The 19,224-nt window shown below is 70.0% G+C and carries 17 protein-coding genes; 4 read left to right on the top strand and 13 right to left on the bottom strand.

Going from position 1 to position 19,224, the window contains the following annotated elements:
* Positions 1-2: 2 nt before the first annotated feature.
* The 5 genes from ADK67_RS15220 to ADK67_RS50935 form a co-directional block, all read right to left on the bottom strand.
* Entirely contained in the window at positions 3-692 is a 690-nt protein-coding gene (locus ADK67_RS15220) for a peptidyl-tRNA hydrolase (RefSeq protein ID WP_082403503.1), read from the bottom strand.
* 14 nt (positions 693-706) lie between these two features.
* Positions 707-1,933 (bottom strand): phosphoserine phosphatase SerB, encoded by a 1,227-nt coding sequence (gene serB, locus ADK67_RS15215; protein ID WP_053717088.1) that lies wholly within the window; start codon positions 1,931-1,933, stop codon positions 707-709.
* An 89-nt stretch (positions 1,934-2,022) separates the two neighbouring features.
* Positions 2,023-3,810, bottom strand: a complete 1,788-nt coding sequence (gene ctaD, locus ADK67_RS15210; RefSeq protein WP_053717087.1) for an aa3-type cytochrome oxidase subunit I — start codon at positions 3,808-3,810, stop codon at positions 2,023-2,025.
* A gap of 388 nt (positions 3,811-4,198) precedes the next feature.
* Positions 4,199-4,900 (bottom strand): hypothetical protein, encoded by a 702-nt coding sequence (locus ADK67_RS15205; RefSeq protein WP_053717086.1) that lies wholly within the window; start codon positions 4,898-4,900, stop codon positions 4,199-4,201.
* A gap of 143 nt (positions 4,901-5,043) precedes the next feature.
* Positions 5,044-5,829, bottom strand: a complete 786-nt coding sequence (locus tag ADK67_RS50935) for a hypothetical protein (RefSeq protein WP_157620411.1) — start codon at positions 5,827-5,829, stop codon at positions 5,044-5,046.
* 224 nt (positions 5,830-6,053) lie between these two features.
* On the opposite strand from ADK67_RS50935, the gene ADK67_RS15195 reads away from it, so the two are divergent.
* From ADK67_RS15195 to ADK67_RS15185, 3 genes are read left to right on the top strand one after another with little or no spacing between them, the layout of a single operon-like run.
* Entirely contained in the window at positions 6,054-6,722 is a 669-nt protein-coding gene (locus tag ADK67_RS15195; RefSeq protein WP_231648194.1) for a response regulator transcription factor, read from the top strand.
* Positions 6,719-8,008, top strand: coding sequence for a HAMP domain-containing sensor histidine kinase (locus ADK67_RS15190; RefSeq protein ID WP_053717084.1), 1,290 nt, complete (start codon positions 6,719-6,721; stop codon positions 8,006-8,008). The genes ADK67_RS15195 and ADK67_RS15190 overlap by 4 nt, the downstream gene beginning before the upstream one ends.
* Positions 8,001-8,609: an HD domain-containing protein gene (locus ADK67_RS15185; protein WP_053717083.1), complete on the top strand. Its 609-nt coding sequence runs from the start codon at positions 8,001-8,003 to the stop codon at positions 8,607-8,609. The genes ADK67_RS15190 and ADK67_RS15185 overlap by 8 nt, the downstream gene beginning before the upstream one ends.
* On the opposite strand, the gene ADK67_RS15180 is transcribed toward ADK67_RS15185, so the two are convergent.
* From ADK67_RS15180 to ADK67_RS15150, 7 genes are all read right to left on the bottom strand, one after another.
* Positions 8,584-9,156: a 1,2-dihydroxy-3-keto-5-methylthiopentene dioxygenase gene (locus tag ADK67_RS15180; protein WP_053717082.1), complete on the bottom strand. Its 573-nt coding sequence runs from the start codon at positions 9,154-9,156 to the stop codon at positions 8,584-8,586. The genes ADK67_RS15185 and ADK67_RS15180 overlap by 26 nt on opposite strands.
* A gap of 5 nt (positions 9,157-9,161) precedes the next feature.
* Complete coding sequence (mtnB, locus tag ADK67_RS15175; protein ID WP_082403496.1) at positions 9,162-9,746, bottom strand: methylthioribulose 1-phosphate dehydratase; 585 nt, start codon at positions 9,744-9,746, stop codon at positions 9,162-9,164.
* On the bottom strand, positions 9,743-10,408 hold the full coding sequence (gene mtnC, locus ADK67_RS15170; protein WP_053717081.1) for an acireductone synthase: 666 nt from the start codon (positions 10,406-10,408) through the stop codon (positions 9,743-9,745). The genes mtnB and mtnC overlap by 4 nt, the downstream gene beginning before the upstream one ends.
* Positions 10,401-11,408, bottom strand: coding sequence for a s-methyl-5-thioribose-1-phosphate isomerase (locus tag ADK67_RS15165; RefSeq protein WP_053717080.1), 1,008 nt, complete (start codon positions 11,406-11,408; stop codon positions 10,401-10,403). The genes mtnC and ADK67_RS15165 overlap by 8 nt, the downstream gene beginning before the upstream one ends.
* Positions 11,408-12,532: an acyl-CoA dehydrogenase family protein gene (locus ADK67_RS15160; RefSeq protein ID WP_053717079.1), complete on the bottom strand. Its 1,125-nt coding sequence runs from the start codon at positions 12,530-12,532 to the stop codon at positions 11,408-11,410. Before ADK67_RS15160 ends, ADK67_RS15165 begins: the two co-directional genes overlap by 1 nt.
* Before the next feature lie 164 nt (positions 12,533-12,696).
* Positions 12,697-14,964, bottom strand: a complete 2,268-nt coding sequence (locus ADK67_RS15155) for an ATP-binding protein (protein WP_053717078.1) — start codon at positions 14,962-14,964, stop codon at positions 12,697-12,699.
* A gap of 158 nt (positions 14,965-15,122) precedes the next feature.
* The gene (locus ADK67_RS15150) at positions 15,123-16,085 is read right to left on the bottom strand and encodes an XRE family transcriptional regulator (protein ID WP_231648193.1); all 963 of its coding nucleotides are present in this window, start codon (positions 16,083-16,085) and stop codon (positions 15,123-15,125) included.
* 443 nt (positions 16,086-16,528) lie between these two features.
* On the opposite strand from ADK67_RS15150, the gene ADK67_RS15145 reads away from it, so the two are divergent.
* Positions 16,529-17,353, top strand: coding sequence for a hypothetical protein (locus tag ADK67_RS15145; RefSeq protein WP_053717076.1), 825 nt, complete (start codon positions 16,529-16,531; stop codon positions 17,351-17,353).
* 121 nt (positions 17,354-17,474) lie between these two features.
* Here ADK67_RS15145 and ADK67_RS15140 read toward each other — a convergent pair whose 3' ends face one another.
* Positions 17,475-19,190 (bottom strand): family 20 glycosylhydrolase, encoded by a 1,716-nt coding sequence (locus tag ADK67_RS15140; protein WP_053717075.1) that lies wholly within the window; start codon positions 19,188-19,190, stop codon positions 17,475-17,477.
* Positions 19,191-19,224 lie beyond the last annotated feature (34 nt).

The following is a 19,224-nucleotide window of genomic DNA, read 5'->3' as shown; positions in this document are numbered from 1 at the left end:
GGTCACCCGAAACGTCGGTGCACGGCCACCGTGGCGGTGCCCGGCGCGACCTCGGTGTACCCGGCGTCCCGCACCAGCACGACGTCCGGCCGCGCCACCAGCGCGTCCCAGTCGGCCGCGGACGGCGTCCGCACGGCACACCGGTAGTCCAGCGCCGCCCACTCCTTCAGCTCGGCGTCGGACAGGTGCGGCGCGAGCAGCATCGACGCGTGCCCCACCTGCGCCGCCGCCTTGCCCGCCGTCATCTCGACCCGCGGGTTCAGCCACAGCTCCCACGCCCCGGCGGGGATCGGGCCGGGGGTGTCGGGCGGCAGCTCGCTGCCCGAGATCTGCAACCTGCTCAGCTCCTTGGGCAGGTCGACCACCCGCCCCGGCACGAACGCCCGCACCGACGCGCTGCCGACCGTGATCGTCACGCCCGGCAACGACTGCACGGCCTCCCAGTGCGCGCCCCGTGCCCGCCGCGTCACCTTCCGGATCCGCCCGCGCACCCACGCCACCAGCTCGTCGTGCCACTCGCCGCCCGGCAGCGCGCGGTCGTCCAGGCACACCGCGATGGCGGCGGCCGCCGCGGCCTCCAGCACGTCCGTCCGGGACGGTGGCGCGGACCGCTCGATCCGCAGCACCACCGGCATCGCCCGCACCGACTCCGGGTCTTCCTCGTCGGTCGCGTAGTGCCGGTCCACCAGCATCCGCAGGATCGGGTTCACAGCCGGTTCAGCTCCAGACCGTCCGCCGCGTCCGCGGCCTCCACCTCCGCGCGCGTCACGCCGAGCACGAACAGCACGGCGTCCAGGAACGGGTGCGACAGCGCCGTGTCCGCCACCTCGCGCAACGCGGGCTTGGCGTTGAACGCGATGCCCAACCCGGCCGCGCCGAGCATGTCGATGTCGTTCGCGCCGTCTCCCACGGCCACGGTCTGCGCCAGCGTGACGCCCTGCTCGTCGGCGAACCGCCGCAGTGCCACCGCCTTGCCCGCCCGGTCCACCACCTCGCCGAGCACCCGGCCGGTCAGCTTGCCGTCCACGATCTCCAGCTCGTTGGCCGAGCAGAAGTCCAGGCCCAGCTCGTCCACCAGCCGCTGGATCACGCGCGTGAAGCCACCGGACACCACGCCGCAGCGGAACCCGAGCCGCTTCAACGTCCGGATCGTCGTGCGCGCGCCCGGCGTCAGCTCCAGCGACACCGCGACCTCGTCCAGCACGGCCTCGTCCAGGCCCTCCAGCAGCGCCACCCGCCGCCGCAGCGACTCGGTGAAGTCCAGCTCCCCGCGCATCGCCGCGTCGGTGATCTCCTTGACCTGCGGCTCCACCCCGACGTGCGCGGCCAGCATCTCGATCACCTCGCCCTGGATAAGCGTGGAGTCGACGTCGAACACCACCAGCCGCTTCGCCCGGCGGGTCAGCCCGGCCCGTTCCACCGCGATGTCCAGCCCGCCGCGCACCGCCACCTCGGCCAGCGCCGACCGGAGCTGCGCGTCGCTCTCCGGCGTGTCGTCGGCCACGGAAACGCGCAGCTCAAGGCCGGTGACGGGGTAGTCGGCGACGCCGCGGATCGCGTCGATGTTCACGCCGAGCGACGCCAGCCGGCGGGCCACCTCGGTGAACGCGCGGGCCGTGACCGGGCGGCCGAGCACGATCAGCACGTGGCTGGACTCCAGCCGCGCGGTCCGCTTCGAGTCCGCGCCGATCTCCACCTCGACGTGCATCGACACCGTCGCCATGGCCTGCTCGACGGCCTCCTGCAACCCCTCCGGGTCACGGTCGGCGGCGACGAGCACGCCGAGCACCAACCGGCCGCGGATGACGACCTGCTCGACGTCGAGGATCTCCACGCCGTGCCTGGTCAGCACCGCGAAGAGCACGGAGGAGACCCCCGGCTTGTCCGGTCCGGTGACCGTGATCAGGACGGGCGTGGCGCTGGGCTTGGTCACTGATGGCTCCTATGCCAGACAGCGGCGAGCCCCGAAGACCAGGACGGTCGTCGGGGCTCGCCGTTGAACCTGAACTCAGGTTACAAGCGTTACTTGTGGTCGCTCTCGGTGTGCTCCGAGGCTGTGCCCGATTGCACAGCCGACGCGGCCAGTTCGGAAGGCGCGGGCTTCGCGTCCTCGTGGGCGATGGCCTTGCCGGTGAACGTCACGTGCGCCTCGCTGTGCAGCCGCTCGATCATGTGCGGGTAGTGCAGCTCGAACGCCGGGCGCGCCGAGCGGATGCGCGGCAGCTCGGTGAAGTTGTGCCGCGGCGGCGGGCACGACGTCGCCCACTCCAGCGAGTTGCCGAAGCCCCACGGGTCGTCCACCTTCACGGTCTCGCCGTACCGGTAGGACTTGAAGATGTTCCAGATGAACGGCAGCGTGGACGCGCCCAGGATGTACGCGCCGATCGTCGAGATCATGTTCAGCGTGGTGAAGCCGTCGCTGGGCAGGTAGTCCGCGTACCGGCGCGGCATGCCCTCGTTGCCCAGCCAGTGCTGCACCAAGAACGTGGCGTGGAAGCCGAGGAACGTGGTCCAGAAGTGGAGCTTGCCCAGCGGCTCGTCCATCATCCGGCCGGTGATCTTCGGGAACCAGAAGTAGATGCCCGCGAACGTGGCGAACACGATCGTGCCGTACAGCACGTAGTGGAAGTGCGCGACGACGAAGTACGTGTCGGAGACGTGGAAGTCGATCGCCGGCGCGGCCAGCAGGATGCCGGACAGGCCGCCGAAGAGGAACGTGACGATGAAGCCGATGCTGAACAGCATCGGGGTCTCGAACGTCAACTGTCCCTTCCACATCGTGCCGATCCAGTTGAAGAACTTGATGCCGGTCGGCACCGCGATCAGGAACGTCATGAACGCGAAGAACGGCAGCAGCACCGCGCCGGTGGCGTACATGTGGTGCGCCCACACGGCCACGGACAGCGCCGCGATGCCCAGCGTCGCGTAGACCAGGCCGTTGTAGCCGAAGATCGGTTTGCGGCTGAACACCGGGAAGATCTCGCTGACGATGCCGAAGAACGGCAGCGCGACGATGTAGACCTCGGGGTGGCCGAAGAACCAGAACAGGTGCTGCCACAGGATCACGCCGCCGTTGGCGGGGTCGAACACGTGGGCGCCCAGGTGGCGGTCCGCCAGCAGGCCGAACAGCGCGGCGGTCAGGATCGGGAACGCCAGCAGCACCAGCACCGACGTCACCAGGATGTTCCAGGTGAAGATCGGCATCCGGAACATGGTCATGCCGGGCGCCCGCAGGCAGACCACGGTGGTGATCATGTTGACCGCGCCGAGGATGGTGCCCAGACCACCGACGATCAGGCCGGAGATCCACAGGTCGGCACCGACGCCGGGCGAGTGGATGGCGTTCGACAGCGGGGTGTAGGCGAACCAGCCGAAGTCGGCCGCGCCACCCGGCGTGAGGAAGCCCGCCATCACGATCAGGCCGCCGAACAGGTACAGCCAGTACGAGAAGGCGTTGAGCCGCGGGAACGCGACGTCCGGCGAACCGATCTGCAGCGGCAGGATGAAGTTGGCGAAACCGAACACGATGGGCGTCGCGTAGAGCAGCAACATCACCGTGCCGTGCATGGTGAACAGCTGGTTGAACTGCTCCTGGGACAGGAACTGCATGCCCGGGCGCGCCAGCTCGGTCCGCATCAGCATGGCCATCGCGCCGCCCACCATGAAGAAGGCGAACGACGTGACCAGGTACATGATCCCGATCTGCTTGTGGTCCGTGGTGCGGAACATCCGCAGCAGGAACGAACCCTTGACCGCGTCGCGAGTCCCGAAGGGCCGCGTCGCGATCGGCTGCGGGGCTACGGCCGTCACGGTGCCTCCTGCACTGTCTGGTTCTGGCTTCGCCGGTGGGTGGCGCCGCCGGCTCATCGGATCGTAGACGGCGGCGTTCCGGGGGTCTGCGCTGGGCCATCCCCTGGATCAAGTGAGGTAGCGCAGGTCACAGTGTTGAATGGCCGCTGCGCCGCAGACGGCGGCGAGGTCGCCTGGAAGTCGACCGTTCGCGCCCTGATTCCCGACGATCGAAAAGCGTGATCGCCGGGAATGAGGACGCGAACGATCGACGCGACCTCGCGGGGTGCGGGTTTGCGTCGCTGTGAAACTCGCGAAGGGGTTGATGCGAGGGTGCGAGGGGCGGATGTGGCAGAGGGCCGCTCCCAGGTGTGCGGGGCGGCCCTCTGGGTTTAAGGCGAGGGTGGGGTTAGCGGCGCAGGAGGCTGCGGAGCTTTGGTGAGGCGACGAAGGCGGCGCCGGCGGCGACCAGGGCCAGGCCCACGAACAGCAGCCAGCCGCCGTCGTAGCCCGTGTTGGCCAGGTTGCCGTCGTTGGCGCCGTCCGCCATGGCGGGCGCGGAGGTGGTGGTCGGCGTGGCCGCGACCGAGTCCGTGGTGGTCGGGGCGACCGCCTCGGTGGTGGTCGTGGGGGTGACGTCGGTGGTGGTCGCCGGGGTGGACGGGGTCGTGGTGACCGAGGCGTCCTTCTCGGCGCAGACGAACCAGTGGCTGATGCCCGCGGGGCCGCCGCTGGAGTTGATCGGCGGGTGCAGGTCTTCCCAGGCCAGGTCGCCGAGCTTGTCGGCGGCGTAGACGTTGTAGGCGCTGCTGCCCTTCACCACGACACCGGTGAGGAGGTAGCCCTCGGGGTTCGCGGTGATGGTGATGTGGACGCCGTCGACGGTGAAGGAGCCCGCCGGCATGACCATCTCCTCGCCGGGCAGACCGGCGACCTCGCAGGCGTTGCCCGGCTGGCCGATGTCGACGTTGCCCCCGGCCACGACGGCACGGTCGTCGCCCGCGTCAAGGGGCACGTCGGGCGTGGCCGAGGCGGTGCCGCCCAGCAGACCGGTGGTGCTCAGGGCGAGCAGTGCGGCTGCTCCGAAAAGGCGGCGGGTGGTTCTGCGCATGGTGCTGCTCCGCGGGGGTTCGAGGGCTGACCGGGGGATCGAACTACACCGGCCACCCCTCTATCGAGGTAGCCCATTCAGATGAAGCGGGTTGGCGTCGATTCGTTATGAGTCGGTGATGTTGACGGTCGGTAGCGGCTGTTTCACCGACGGAGGAGCTTGCGGAGTTGGGGCGAGGCGAGGAACGCAGCGCCGATGGCGAGGAGTGACAGGCCGGCGACGATCAGCCACCAGCCGTCGAAGCCGGTGCTGGCCAGACCGTTGTTCGAGCCGGGGACGACCGCGGCGGCGGCTGCCTTGGTCGTGGTGGTCGTGGTCCTGGCCACGACCACGCCGGCCGGGGTCGTGGTGGTGGTCGTCGTGGGGATCGCGGTGGTCGTGGTGGTCGCGGCCGGGGTGGTGGTGGTGGTCGTGCTTGGAGTGGTGGTGGTCGTGCCGGCGGTGGTGGTCGTTGTGGCGGCGGTGGTGGTCGATGTGGTGGTGGTCGTTGTCGTGGTGGTGGTGGTGACCGGGGTCAAGCAGACGAACCAGTGGCTGATGGTCGCCGGGGTGTCGCTCTCGTTCAGCGGTGAGTGCAGGTCGGGCCACGGGAGCGGACCGAGCGCCGGGTAGACGTTGTAGGCGTTGCCGCCCTTGACGACGACGCCGGTGATCACGAAGCCGGACGGGGCGGCCGTGATGTCGATGTAGGTGCCGTCGCTGGTGAACCCACCGGACAGGGTCGCCTCGGCGCCCGGCAGGCCCACGGCGGCGCAGGCGTTGCCCTGCTGGTCGATGTCGATGTTCCCGGTGACGGCGGTCGCGCGGTCGTCACCGGACCGGGGTGGGTCCTGGTTCGGCTGAGCGGACGCGCCGGTGGCGAGTAGACCGGCCGCGATCACGGCAAGCAACGGGACTGCTCCGAACAGGGTGCGACTTGTCGTGCGCATGGGGGTCTCCACATGGCTCGAGGTGGCGTTCGGCGGATCAGGCTGCTCCGTCGCTGCTCTATCGCGTTAACCCGTTCGCGTGATGCACCTCGAGACCGATTCGTTATGCCAAGCTCACGTGGAATGCCTGGATCTCCCCCGTGGCGGGGATGCCGGCGGCCTTTACCGAACCCGAACACTCTCGCGACCCTGATCGCCACCGGCGCCGTGCCACGATTCGCGGCGTGCAGGGACTCGTGCTGGTCGTGGAGGACGAACGGGCCATCGCCGACCTGATCTGCCTCTACCTGCGGCGCGACGGGTTCGGGGTGCACGTGGAGGCGGACGGGCACGCGGCGTTGGCGGCGGTGCGGCGGTTGCGGCCGGTGGCGGTGCTGCTGGACGTCGGCCTGCCCAGGATGGACGGGGTCGAGGTGTGCCGGGCGTTGCGCGCGGCGGGTGACTGGACGCCGGTGCTGTTCGTGACCGCGCGGGACGACGAGGTGGACCGGGTGCTCGGGTTGGAGCTCGGCGCGGACGACTACGTGACCAAGCCGTTCAGCCCGCGTGAGCTGGTGGCCCGGGTGCGCACCGTGCTGCGCCGGGGAACGCCGCAGGTCAACCCGGTGCACGTGGTCGGCGACGTGAAGCTGGACGGCGACCGGCGGCGGGTGTGGGCGGGCGACGCCGAGGTGGCGTTGACGTCGACGGAGTTCGAGCTGCTGGCGCACCTGATGCGGCACCCCGGGCGGGTGTTCGAGCGGGAGCAGTTGTTGAGCGCGGTGTGGGGTTACGCGGCGGCGGCGGGCACGCGGACGGTGGACGTGCACGTGGCGCAGCTGCGGGCGAAGCTCGGCGGGCGCAGTCCGATCAGGACCGTGCGCGGTGTCGGCTACTCGGCCGAGGCGCCGTGAGGACCCGGACCAGCCTGGCGTTCCGGATCACCGCGTTGTGCCTGGCCGTGGCCGGTGTCGCGGTCGTGGTGGCCGGGTTGGTGTCGGCACGGCTGGTGCTCACCGCGGCACGCGAGGTGAGCCGCGAGGCGTTGGCGGACCAGGCCGACGTGGTGGCCGGGCAGCTGGACGTGGGTCGGGCGGGGCGGCTGCGGGTGGTCGAGGTGTTGCGCGGGCAGGGCATCGCGGTGGTGCTGATCGGGCCGGACGGCGGGCTGGCCGGTGATCCGCAGGCCGTGCGCGCGGTGCGCGAGGCGAAGGTCAGGTCCGGGCTCGCCGGCACGCGGCTGGTCGAGGTGCGCGACGGTGTCGCGCTGGTGCAGGAGACGGGGATCGGCAACGGGCCGGGGCGCAAGCTGCTGCGCAACATCACGTTCGCGCTGGGCGTCGGGTTGCTGGTGGCGGCGGTGGCCGGGTTGCTGCTCGGCAAGCTGGTCGCGCGCCCGTTGCGGCAGACGGCGGCGGTCGCGCGCACCATGAGCGGCGGTCGGCGTGACCTGCGGGCGCCCGAGCACGGGCCGGCGGAGGTCGCCGAGGTCGGTGGCGCGGTGAACGGGTTGGCCGACGCGTTGGCGCGCAGCGAGGCCAGGCAGCGGGAGTTCCTGCTGTCGGTCTCGCACGAGCTGCGCACGCCGTTGACCGCGGTGACCGGGTTCGCCGAGTCGCTGGCCGACGGCGTGGTGTCCGGGCCCGAGGTGCCGTCGGTCGGCCGCACCATCTCCGCGGAAGCGCACCGGCTCGACCGGCTGGTCACGGACCTGTTGGACCTGGCGAGGCTGGGTGCGGACGACTTCCGCGTCGACCTCGCCCCGGTCGACCTGACCGAGGTCGTCACGGCCGCCGCCGGGGTGTGGCGGGCGCGGTGCGCGGCCAAGGGGGTCGAGTTCCGGCTGGAGGCGCCGGTGGAGCCGACCGTGCGGACGACGGACGCACGGCGGCTGCGGCAGGTGCTGGACGGGTTGCTGGAGAACGCGTTGCGCCTCACGCCCGCCGGTCGGCCGGTGGTGTTGGCGCTGCACGACGTGCTCCAGGTGCGTGACGGCGGTCCGGGGCTGTCCGAGGAGGACTACCGGGTGGCGTTCCGGAAGGGCGCGTTGCACGCGAAGTACGAGCGGTCGCGGCCGGTCGGCACGGGTGTCGGGCTCGCCCTGGTGCACGGCCTGGTGACCCGGTTGGGTGGCACGATCGAGGCCGGTCCCGCGCCCGAGGGTGGTGCGGCTTTCACGGTGAGGTTGCCGGATGAGTGAGCTGGAGGCGCGGTGGCGTGATGCGGTCCGCGGGCTGGGCGGCACGCAGGGGCCCGGCGACCTGGCCGACCGGTACGCCGAACCGCACCGGGGCTACCACAACGCCGACCACGTGTTGGCGGTCGTCCGGGACGTGAACGTGCTGGCCGCCGACCGCACGGCACGCGAGCGCGCTGTGCTCACGCTCGCTGCCCTGGTGCACGACGTGATCTACGACGGCGTGCCGGGCGAGGACGAGCGGCGCAGCGCCGAGTGGGCCCGTGAACGGCTCGCCGGCCTGCCGGAGGCCGACGCGGTGGCCGATCTCGTGCTGGCCACCGCGGACCACGCGTCGGACGACCCGCTCACGTGCCTGCTCCTGGACGCCGACCTGGCCGTCCTCGGCTCGGACCCGGCCGCCTACGAGCGCTACCGCACGGCCGTGCGCGCCGAGTACGCGCACGTGCCGGACGACGCCTGGCGGGTCGGTCGCGCGAACGTCCTGCGCACGTTGGCCCGACGGGACCCGCTGTACGTCACGCCGCACGCGCGTGCGCGGTGGGAGGCCCGCGCCAAGGCGAACCTCGCCGCCGAGCTCAGCTCGCTCGGTGACCCGCCATGAGCGTGTCGAACGTCGGGAACGCCTTGGCGATCTCGCTGCCGGTGAAGTTGCCGACCCAGCCGTCGTCGTCGTGGAAGAACCGGATCGACACGTAGTCCGGCCGGGTGCCCATGTCGAACCAGTGCGTGGTGTTCTCGGGCACGCTCAGCAGGTCGCCCGCCTCGCACAGCACCGCGTACACCCGCTCCTTGACGTGCAGGTAGAACACGCCGGAGCCGCGCGCGAAGAACCGGTCCTCGTCGTCGTCGTGGGTGTGCTCGGCCAGGAACTTCAGCCGCGCCTGCCCGGCCGACGCCAGCCACTCCGGGTCGTCCGACGGGGTCATCTCCATCGCGTCGACCAGGATGTAGCCCTCGGTCTCGGTGACGCGGGCGACCTGCTCGGCGTACACCTCCAGGGCGTTCTCCCTGGTCACACCCGGTACGACCGGCCACTGCTCGTAGCGGACGCCCAGCTGCTTCAGCTCCACCGCGATCTCGGCGGGGTCGGCGGTGCGCACCAGAGCGGTCTCCGGGTCGGTGTCCGACCACACGGTCAGCAACGTCATCGCGCCTACCTCCTGTGAATCTCGGCCTTGAAGCGCAACAGCCACTCCAAGCACTCCAGCCGGTGCCGCGCCTGGTAGAGGTCGTCACCCCACACGTACACCCCGTGGCGGGCGACAATCAAGGCCGGCACGTCCTTGCGGAAGCCGGCCTCGAACGCGTCGCCGAGCACCCGCATGTCCTGGCTGTTCGGCACCACCGGGATGACGACGGACTCGTGCGCCTGGCGGCCGAAGCCCTTGAGCATCTCCAGGTCGTGCAGCTCGACGCCGTCCGGCCAGTGCTCGGCCGCGACGACGGGCGCGAGGGCGTGCACGTGGACCACCGCGCCCGCGCCGGACACCGCCGCGATCCGCCCGTGCAGGCCCGCTTCGGCCGACGGCACGCGCACCGGGTCGTCCGTGCGGCCCTCGGCGTCGACGAGCACCACGTCGTCCGGCGTCAGCTCGCCCTTGTCCTTGCCGCTGACGGTCACCGCGAGCCGCAGCGGGTCGCGGTCGACGACCACGGAGAGGTTGCCCGACGTGCCGCGCATCCAGCCCATCGCGGTGTAGCGGGCGCACTCGGCGGCCAGCGCCTCGCCGGGCGTCACAGGGCGTCGACCTTGCGGTGCGGACCGAAGTCCGCGTCGCCGTACGGCTCGCCGGGGCGCGCCACGCCGACCGTCTGCCAGCCCGCCTCGGCGGCGGCGTGCAGCTCGGCGGGGACGTCGGAGTAGAACGTGATGTCGCCCGACCCGAGCACGGAGGCGATCTTGAGGTACGACGCGGCCTCGCGCTTCGGGCCCGCGTTCACGGTGTCGAAGTGGAACTCGAACAACGACGTGAGGTCGCCGTCCGCGGTGTGCGCGAAGAACGCCACCTGACCGGCCACCGAGCCGGAGGAGAACACCGCCAGCTTCGTGCCCTCGGCGTGCCACTTGCGCAGGGCGGGGACGACGTCCGGGAAGAACTCGGCCACCAGGTCGCCCTCGGCGTACCCGCGCTGCCAGATCAAGCCCTGCAACGTCTTCAGCGGCGTGACCTTCTGGTCGGCGTCCATCCAGCCGTGCAGCACGCGCACCAGCTCGTCCGTGCCACCGTCCACTCCGGACAGTTCGCGGATCTGCGCCACGGCCTCGGCGACGGCCGGGTCGTCGCCGTGCGCGTCGATCCACGGCCCCAGCCGCGGCCGGGCGTAGTCGTACAACGTGACCAGGACCTGGTCGGTGGCGCTGAGCGTGCCTTCGATGTCCAGCACGACCCACTTAGTCATGAACGTCCCCAACGTAGTAATCGGCCAACCCGTCCGGAGCGTACGCACCGCGGTCGGTCACCACCGTCGTCACGAACCGCGGCGGCGTCACGTCGAACGCCGGGTACAGGCCCCGGGCCCGGTCGGTGGCCGTGCGGCGGCCGAGCGTGTGCAGCACCTCGTCACCGGGCCGGTACTCGATCGGCACGTCGGCGGACGTGGGCGCCTGCCGGTCCGGCGCCTGCACCATGGCCAGGAACGGCACGTCGAACGCGTGCGCGGCGACCGCGAGGCCGAGCGTGCCGACCTTGTTGACCACGTGCCCGTCCATGGTGACGCGGTCGGCGGCGGTCAGCAGCACGTCCACGTCACCGGTCGACATGACGGCCGCGCCCATGCCGTCGGTGATGAGGGTCGTGTCCACGCCCATCTCCCCCAGCGTCTCCGCGGTCAGGCGGGCGCCCTGGAGGTACGGGCGGGTCTCCGTGCAGAGGAACCGCAAACGCTTGCCCATCGCTTGGGCAGCGGTGACGGTTTCGGTCAGGTAGAGGTCGGCCCAGCAGTGCGTGAGCACGGCGCCGTCGTCCGGCAGCAGTGCGGCGGTGTGCCTGCCGAGGCTGCGGCTGCGGCCCCGGTAGCGCTCGTCCCCCGCCTGCGCGCCGGCCAGGGCACCGGCTTCGAGGTCGTCGTTCGCGTCGACGCCCGCCAGCACGGCGGCCACGGCCTTGCGCAGGTGGTTGTTGGTGCGGCGGGTCGCGATCAGGAGCTGCCCGGCCTGGTCGAGGTGGGCGCGGGCCTCGTCACGGGGCAGGCCGCGGGCTTCGCGGGCGGCCAGCACCATGCCCCACAGCGCGGCGAAGTAGGGGCCGGAGGACTGGGTGACCATGTCCTCGATGGCCTTGGCGACCTCGGCGACCGTGCCGCAGCGCACCCAGGTCCGCTCGAACGGGAAGTTCCGCCGGTCCAGCACGTGCACGCCGTCGTCTTCGAGGCGCACGCTGCGCGCGAGCAGCGGCTCCATCAGCTGTACCCGGTGAACGGCGCGTGCTCGCCGGTGAGGTGGTACGCGCCGACCTCGCGTGCCTTGTACGACACGGGGTCGTGCAGGGTGAGGGTGCGGGCGTTGCGCCAGAACCGGTCGAAGGCGTAGCCGGCGGCGGTGGCCCGCGCGCCGCACAGCTCGAACACCCGGCTGGTGGTCTGGTTCGCGACCTTGGTGGCGACGACCTTGGCCGACGAGATGGCGGCGGCGGTCTCGGCGCGTTCGTTCCGGGTCAGCTCGGCGCCGCGGCGGGAGGCCTGGTCCAGCTTGTCCGAGGCGTGGTCGGCGAGGAAGCCGGCGGCCTGCGCGTCGGCGACCAGTTCGCCGTACGTGCCCAGGACGTACGGGTCGGCGGTGGCCTTGTCGACGCCGCTGAGGAACCACGGGCGGGTGGTGGTGCGGGTGTACTGGGCGGCTTCGGCGAGCGCGCCTTCGGCCATCGCCACGTACAGCTGGGCGAGCACGAGCTGGAAGCCGAGGGCGGCGAGCGAGAGGCGCGGGCTGGTCTCGTCGTGCGGGCCGAGGACCTGGTCGGACGGCACGCGCACGTGGTCGAACACCACGCCGCCGCTGGCGGTGAGGCGTTGGCCGATGTTGTCCCAGTCGCCGGCGTAGGTGATGCCGTCGGCCTTGGCGTCGAGCGTGAAGGTGATCTTGTCCTGGGTCTCGGCGTGGGTGGCGCTGACCACGAGCCGGTCGGCCACCGACGCGCCCGTGGCGAACGTCTTGCGGCCCGTGACCTCGAACCCGCCGTCGACCGGCCGCAGTTCCAGCGCCGCGTCCAGCGGGTTGCTGACGCCCGCCCAGAACACGTTGTCGCCGGCCTGGAAGTTCGGGTTGTCGAAGAGACCGCTGCGCCACACTTGCAGGTAGTGGTAGCCGAGGAGGTGGCCGACGTTGGCGTCCGCCGCGCCGACGACCCTGGTCACGGCCTGCTGCGTGGCCCAGTCGTCGATCTTGAGCAGCCCGGACCGCCGCAACGCCCCCACCTCGGCCGCCGGCTCCGCACCGCGCCGGTCGCGCTCCGCCGCGTCGACCCGCAACGCCGCGGCCAGCTCCTCGGCGACGGTCAGCCACTTCTGCCGACCATCGGTGCTCGTCATGCCCTGCCTCCTGCCGTCTGCGTCCCAGCAGGCGAGCCTAATCGCCGGCGCGCGCCGTGGGCTGAGCGTTCCGCCACATGGGAGCGTCAGGCACGCGACCACGTTTCGGCGTGGTGTGGTGCACCCCGAACCGACTCGGTTTCGATCAACGATCCGCTGTGTCGTCAGCCACCCAGCGACCTCAGCCGCTCGGCCACGGAGTCGGCTTCATGAGCACCACTTTCCAGGTAGATCGTGTGTGCGAGCCGCCAGTGGTCCCGCGCACCGTCCTCGTCCCCCAGGGCGAGACGGGCGTCACCCAGACCTTCGTGCGCCTGCCCCTGCTCGTAGCGGTCGCCCACTTCAATGCCGATCGAGAGTGCCTGGGCGTGCAACTCAAGCGCGATGTCGGACTCTGCGGTCTGCCGATGCGCCGCTCCAAGTCCGTTCAACACGGCAGCCTCCAGCGCACGGTCACCGGCCGCGCGTGCGATGACCATGGCCTCGGAGTGGTAGCCGAAGGCTTCGGAGAACCGCGCCATCCGTTGTAGCAGCACCCCGATGTCATTGAGTGCGTAACCTTGCCGCAAACGGTCATTCGTCTCCCGGAACAGCGCGAGAGCACTTTCCAGGTTGCCCAGGGCTTCCTCGTGTCGCGCCAGCCTGATCAGGACCAGACCGATGTTGTTCAGCACGCGACCGAGCCCGGTCGGATCATCTGTCCGCTGCCGGAAAGCCAAGACCGGGGCGAAAAAATCCAGAGCTTCATCGTAACGGCCCATGAGCCAGGCCACCTGCCCCAGCTCACCGAGAGCGAGAACCTCTGTCGCCACGTCGTTGATCTGCCGCGCGACGGACACTGCGTTCGACAGGTTGTCGTAAGCATCGTTGTAGCGGCCAAGCCGCTGATAAATGGTGCCAAGGTTCTGAATCGCGCGCGCCTCGCCTTCACGATCACCTGCCTCACGACTCGCGCTCACGGCAACGGTGTGCAATGCCACCGCGTCGTCGAAGTGGCTCCGGCTGTCGAGGTATCGGGCCAGGATGGCGGACATCAGGGCCGCATACGCCGGCGGTCGTGAACGCTCCGCCTGGACGGCTACCGCAAGCAGAGTGGGCCGCTCCGCCTCCAACCACTTGGCGGCCTGGTAGTCGTCGAGCAACTCGGGATCATGCCGCTCGACGGCGGGGGCGTCTGGCAGGTAGCGCTGCTCCTGAGGGAAGGCGATCTGCGTGGCCGAAGCGGCGACGCGAAGGAAGTAGTCGAACAACCTCAGCAACGCCGTCCGCTTCGATTCAGCGGACTCCTCCTGCGTCGCCAGGTCTGCTGCGTAAACGCGGAGCAGGTCGTGCATCTGGTACCGCCCCGCTTGACTACGCTCGACCAAGTGCGCCCGAACCAGGGCACCGAGCAGCCTTCTGGCCTCCACCGGCGATGTGCCCGCCAGCTGCGCGGCGCTGTTCTCGTCGAAATCGCGGCCAGGGTGCAGGCCAAGCAGGCGGAAGGCGCGAGCCTCAGCAAGATCGAGGTTCCGATACGACCAGGAGAGAACTGCCCGGACGGCTGTGTACGGGTCATCACCCGCTTCTAGCAAATCGAGCCGGCTTTCCTCGTTCTCCAGATCGCGGACCAACTCGCTCAGCGGGACGTCCGTGGAGACCGCGAGTTCGGCGACGATCCGCAGTGCCAGAGGCAATCGCGCGCAGTGGCTCACCAGGGCCTCGGCCGCAGCCAACTCGGCATCGACGCGAGGGCCGATCAGCATGCGTAGCAGCGATACCGCTTGAGTCTGCGGAAGCAGGTCGAGGTTTATCCGCCGCGCACCGTCCCGGGAGACGAGGCCAGGAAGGGAATCGCGGCTGGTCACCAACACGACGCAGGATGAGGTTCCAGGCAGCAAAGGACGGATCTGCCCCGCATCACGGGCGTTGTCGAGGACGATCAGCATGCGACGACCCGCCACCAGGCTCCGAAAACGCGCGGCACGCTCATCGATGTTGTGCGGGATCTGGTCGTTGCTCAGCCCGAGCGACCGCAGGAAGCCGGCCAGCGCCTCAGCGGCAGCGAGTGGTCCTTGCGGCCCCCAACCGTGGAGGTTGACGTACAGCTGACCATCCGGAAAGCGGTCTTTCACGCGATTCGCCCAGTACGTCACGAACGCGGTCTTGCCCACACCCGCAGTGCCGGAGATGGCCGAGATGACCACTGCGGCGGACGTCGTGGGCTCATCGGCGGACGTCAGCACCAGATCCATTTCCGCCAACTGCTCGGCGCGGTCGGTGAACCCGTAGACCGCTGAGGGCAACTCACGCGGCACGAACGTGCTTCCGGAATCCGCATGGTGGATGTGCACGTCGCCCGTCACCGAGCCCGCTTGCACCACCATCCCGCTCGGAGCCATCACGTCGTTGACGATCTTGGTGCCTTCGACGGGCTCACGCTTCTTCGACATGTCCCAGACGCTTCTCTCCAGTCGACATGCCCAGCGTAGCGCCCAGTCCGCATTCGCCGCTCAAGCGCACCAGCCTGGCAGACGAACGGACCAATCCGACCGAAAGGAGCCCCGATTTTTGCGGTCTTTAGCCATGCAGGTCCACCCAGCCGGTTTCACTACGGCTCAACGGGCCACTCATGCAGGCGGGATTCGAACAGGTTCCAGTCCGGTGTCACGACCTGGCCGTTCACCACTTGCACCCTGGCGAGGACGCTGTACGAGGCCGAGCCCGGAAACCGCTGCTCGAGGTATGCCCCGTTGCGGTCGCGGAACCTGCTGTCCGTCAGAGCCCGTACGACACCGAGGGTGCCCCTGCCGTACTGGCCGTTGCAGATCGTCACCGTCCGCTTGTGGTTGAACGGGTTGGTGCCGCGGTAGAAGTGGCCGACGTCCTCGAGCAGGACCTCGTGGCCGCGGTGGTTGGCGAGTTTCGGTGCGAAGAGGCGTTCGCCCCCGTCGCGGTCGCGGACGACGAAACCGCCGGCTTCGGCCTCGTCGTGCCGGGCGACCTGCGTGATCGGGAGGTCGACGCGGTCGAGCAGTTCGCGGGTGACGAGGTTCCAGTCGACGCCGCCGAGCAGCACGAGGTGCGTGGTGTAGTCGTCGGGGGCCAGGTCGGAGGCGATGCGGAAGTTGACCTGGCTGCGCGGGTTGAGCGCGCGGATGTGGCCGTGCAGCTCGATCAGGGCGTCGAGGTCGGCGCAGGTGTACAGCTCGACGTAGTCCGGCTGGGTGGGGTCCGAGTAGGGCATCTTCGCCCGCATGTCGGCCGGGAGCTGGGCGACGACGATCGTGATGTCGTGCCGGTCGTCGAAGTACCAGAAGCCGCGGTCGGCGCGGTCCTGGGCGGTGGTCGTGCCGTCCTCGCGTTCGACGGCGGCGCGCAGGTCGGCCAGTTCGCGCAGCAGCTCTTCGCGGTTCCGCAGTTCGTCGGGGGTCAGCTCCTCGACCGGGATCATCCGGTAGGGGCGGGTGGCGACGGAGCGCTTGGTGGCGAAGAACGTGGCGTAGGAGGCGAGGCGGTGCAGCGGCGGCGTCTTGGGCTTGCTGCGGCTCTCCCACGACGACAGCAGAGGCACGCTGGCGGGCTTCTCGGCACTGAACGCTTGTGCAAGATCACTCTGTGTGATCGTCACGTCGGGCCACTGCTCTTCACGCAGCGCCCGAAGGCGGTGCGCCAGCAAGTGGGAGTCATCCGCAACGACCACGTCCGCGCGCCCTTCAGTGAACTTCAGCGCGACAGCTCAAGCGCGAAACGTACACAACTGGAGGAAAAGTCATCGCACCCTACTCTTTCATCAGGGCCTTGTCAGGCAGGTACACCGCACTGCTCTCAAGCACTGAGGTTCAGTTAACTTCAGTACATCGTCGGCCGGCGCGGCGATGACCGGGCTCGCCACGATGCTCGCCCTCTGCACCGTGCTGACGACCGTTCTGCTGGTCTACGCGCGCTGAACCGCCACGTGCGGCCCACCCCCTTCGACTACGGTATGCGGGCCCGCATCGAAGGGGGAGTCGCACGATGGACCTGTCGCGCAGATCGTTCTCCGGGGGAACCGCCGTCGCCGCACCGGCGACCGCGCCCCTCGGGACGACCGCCGCGTCGGCCCGGACGCCGCGTCCACACCGGCCGTCCACACCGCACCTGCTGGAAGCCGAGCAACTGGTCGGCTACCTGTCGTTGCCGACGTGCCCGTTGGCGAACAACACCTACAAGGAGCCGGACCAGCCGAACGTGGTCCGGTGGGGCTCGCCCGGTGACGCGTCCGGGTGGGTCAACCAGAGCCAGTGCGCGTCGTTCCTGACCGCAGTGCTGAAGCGCACGTACAAGTGGGCGACTTCGGGGTTCTTCAGCGCCCACTTCGGCGTGGCGAGCCCGTTCGCGCGGGACTACCGGGCGGCGTTCGCGGAGCGGGAGATCCCGCACTTCGAGCGCGTCACCAGGGTGGCTGACCTTCGTCCGGGTGACCTGGTCGCCGTCGACTACCGCAACGACCAGGACACCAACACCGGTCACGTGGTGATGGTGCGTTCGGTCAAGGGCGTCTACACCGCGCCGAACCGCGGGCTGAACTTCCGCGGTGAGACGCAGTACGCGGTGGAGGTCGTCGACTGCACGTCCGAGCCGCACGGCGTGTACGGGGTGGGCAACTACTTCCGGTACCCGGACAACCGGATCTTCAACGCCACCGCGGCGACGGACGGCGCGGGTTACGGGCACATGATGTTCTACGCGTCCGACGCGACCGGCGAGTTCAGCCGGTACCGGTGGAGCGTGAACACGTCGTCCGCGGGGACGTTCGCGGTGGCGGAACGCCCGGTCTCGGCCGCCCGCGTCGTGTTCTGAGCGTTGAACTCGGGGTACCTGAACGTAGGACACGCGCGTTCTGAGCGTAGGACACGCGCGAGAGTCCTACGTTCAGGGCGCGAGAGTCCTACGTTCAGGGACGGTGAGTTCAACGTTCAGGTCAGAGGCGTTGCCAGAGGGCGGGGACGTTCGGTGGTTCCCAGCCGGGTAGCGAGGTGTGCGACTGGCGGCACTGGTAGGTGACGCCGTTGTAGGTGACCTGGTTGCCCACGGTGTACGCGCGGTTCGGAGCCCAGGTGCCGGATGGTTGGGTCGTCGTCGTCGTGGTTGTGGTGGTGTTGGTGTTGGACCAGGGGATTTGGGGTGAGCGGTAGAAGTCGATGCCCAGCGCGGTCCAGCGCGGGGCTTGGGCGGCCAGGCGGAGGCGGAACGCGTCCCAGTTGTGGGTCGACCACGGTGACCAGCCCAGTTCGGCGATCGCGGACAGGCGTGGGAACGCCAGGTAGTCGACGTGGGCCGGGGTCACGACCGTTTCCGTCCACAGTGGAGCTTCGACGCCGCGCACGGCGGATTCCGGCACGCCGGAGACGTGCGTGCCGGGGTTCCAGTTGTACGCGTCCTGGACCTCGATGAAGCCGGCCCAGCTCAGCCCGATGGGTGTGCCGGAGTTGTACTTCATGTCCAGGTAAGCCTTGTTCGCGGGCGACATCAGGATCTTCTGGCCGCGCGCGGCGGCGGTCTGGACGACCGCGTTGGACGTGGTCGTGCCCCAGTACTGCGCCACCGCGCCGGTGTCGGTGGTCGTCTTGACGAACTCGTGCCAGCCCATGGCCTTCTTGCCGTACTTGCCGACCAGCGGCAGCACCCGGCTCATGAACGTCTGGTACTCCTGGTCGGTGGTCGCGTTCGCCTCGTCGCCGCCGATGTGGAAGTACGGGCCGGGCGTCAACGCCGCGATCTCGCGGATCACGTCCTCCACGAACGTGTAGGTGATCTCCTTGGACACGCACAACGACGAGTAGCCGACGGCGATGTCCGTGCGCAACGCGGGCGCGACGCCGTTGCAGTTCAGCTCGGCGTAGGACGACAGGGCGGCGTTGGTGTGGCCGGGCAGGTCGACCTCGGGCACGACGGTGATGTGCCGGGCGGCGGCATAAGCAACGATCTCCTGGTACTGCGCCTTGGTGTAGTACCCGCCGGGCCCGCCGCCGACCTGCGTGCTGCCACCGTGCGTGGCGAGTCGCGGCCAGCTGTCGATGACGATGCGCCAGCCCTGGTCGTCGGTCAGGTGCAGGTGGAAGTAGTTCACCTTGTAGAGGGCGAGCTGGTCGAGGTAGCGCTTGACCGTGGCGACGGGGTGGAAGTGCCGCGCCACGTCCAGCATCGCGCCGCGGTGCCCGAAGCGCGGGTGGTCGGTGATCGTCGCGCCCGGAACGGTCCACGGGCCCGCCTGGGCGGTCCGGCTCTCGACCTTGGCGGGCAGGAGCTGGCGCAACGTCTGCACGCCCGCGAACAGGCCCGCCGGGGTGTTGGCCCTCAGCTGCACGGACGCGGACGTCACGGTGAGCTGGTAGCCCTGGTCGCCGACCGACGCGGGTGCGCCGCCGATGAGCAGCGCGATGCCGTCGGTGGGCACGCCGGTGGTGTCGGTGACGGGCAGGGCGTAGCCGGTCGACGGGCGCAGCAGAGCGGCCAGCTGGTCGCCGACGCCGTGCGCGGCGGGCGTGGTGTGGATCCTGGTGTCGGCGGTGATCGCGTGCGTGACGCCGGCGGCGGGCTGCACCGAGACCGGCACAGGGACGAGGCTGGTCAGGGGTTCGGCGGCCGAGGCCGTCCTGGTGTCGATGTTCCAGACGACGATCGCGCCGAACACCATCACCAGGACGGCGAGCGCTCGTGCCGTCCTCGCG

The organism is Saccharothrix sp. NRRL B-16348, assembly GCF_001280085.1.
Lineage (GTDB): Bacteria > Actinomycetota > Actinomycetes > Mycobacteriales > Pseudonocardiaceae > Actinosynnema.
The sequence above is the reverse complement of the archived record's forward strand: the minus strand, read 5'-3'. Positions and strand labels throughout refer to the sequence as shown.

Bases quoted from the DNA above. Each gene is read 5' to 3' on its own strand.
- ADK67_RS15155 (WP_053717078.1), bottom strand. From the start codon at position 14,964: ATGTCGAAGAAGCGTGAGCCCGTCGAAGGCACCAAGATCGTCAACGAC.
- ADK67_RS50935 (WP_157620411.1), bottom strand. From the start codon at position 5,829: ATGCGCACGACAAGTCGCACCCTGTTCGGAGCAGTCCCGTTGCTTGCC.
- ADK67_RS15145 (WP_053717076.1), top strand. From the start codon at position 16,529: ATGGACCTGTCGCGCAGATCGTTCTCCGGGGGAACCGCCGTCGCCGCA.
- ADK67_RS15180 (WP_053717082.1), bottom strand. From the start codon at position 9,156: ATGACGTTGCTGACCGTGTGGTCGGACACCGACCCGGAGACCGCTCTG.
- ADK67_RS15185 (WP_053717083.1), top strand. From the start codon at position 8,001: ATGAGTGAGCTGGAGGCGCGGTGGCGTGATGCGGTCCGCGGGCTGGGC.
- ADK67_RS15205 (WP_053717086.1), bottom strand. From the start codon at position 4,900: ATGCGCAGAACCACCCGCCGCCTTTTCGGAGCAGCCGCACTGCTCGCC.
- ADK67_RS15140 (WP_053717075.1), bottom strand. From the start codon at position 19,190: ATGGTGTTCGGCGCGATCGTCGTCTGGAACATCGACACCAGGACGGCC.
- ADK67_RS15220 (WP_082403503.1), bottom strand. From the start codon at position 692: ATGCTGGTGGACCGGCACTACGCGACCGACGAGGAAGACCCGGAGTCG.
- mtnC (WP_053717081.1), bottom strand. From the start codon at position 10,408: ATGACTAAGTGGGTCGTGCTGGACATCGAAGGCACGCTCAGCGCCACC.
- ADK67_RS15165 (WP_053717080.1), bottom strand. From the start codon at position 11,408: ATGGAGCCGCTGCTCGCGCGCAGCGTGCGCCTCGAAGACGACGGCGTG.
- ADK67_RS15160 (WP_053717079.1), bottom strand. From the start codon at position 12,532: ATGACGAGCACCGATGGTCGGCAGAAGTGGCTGACCGTCGCCGAGGAG.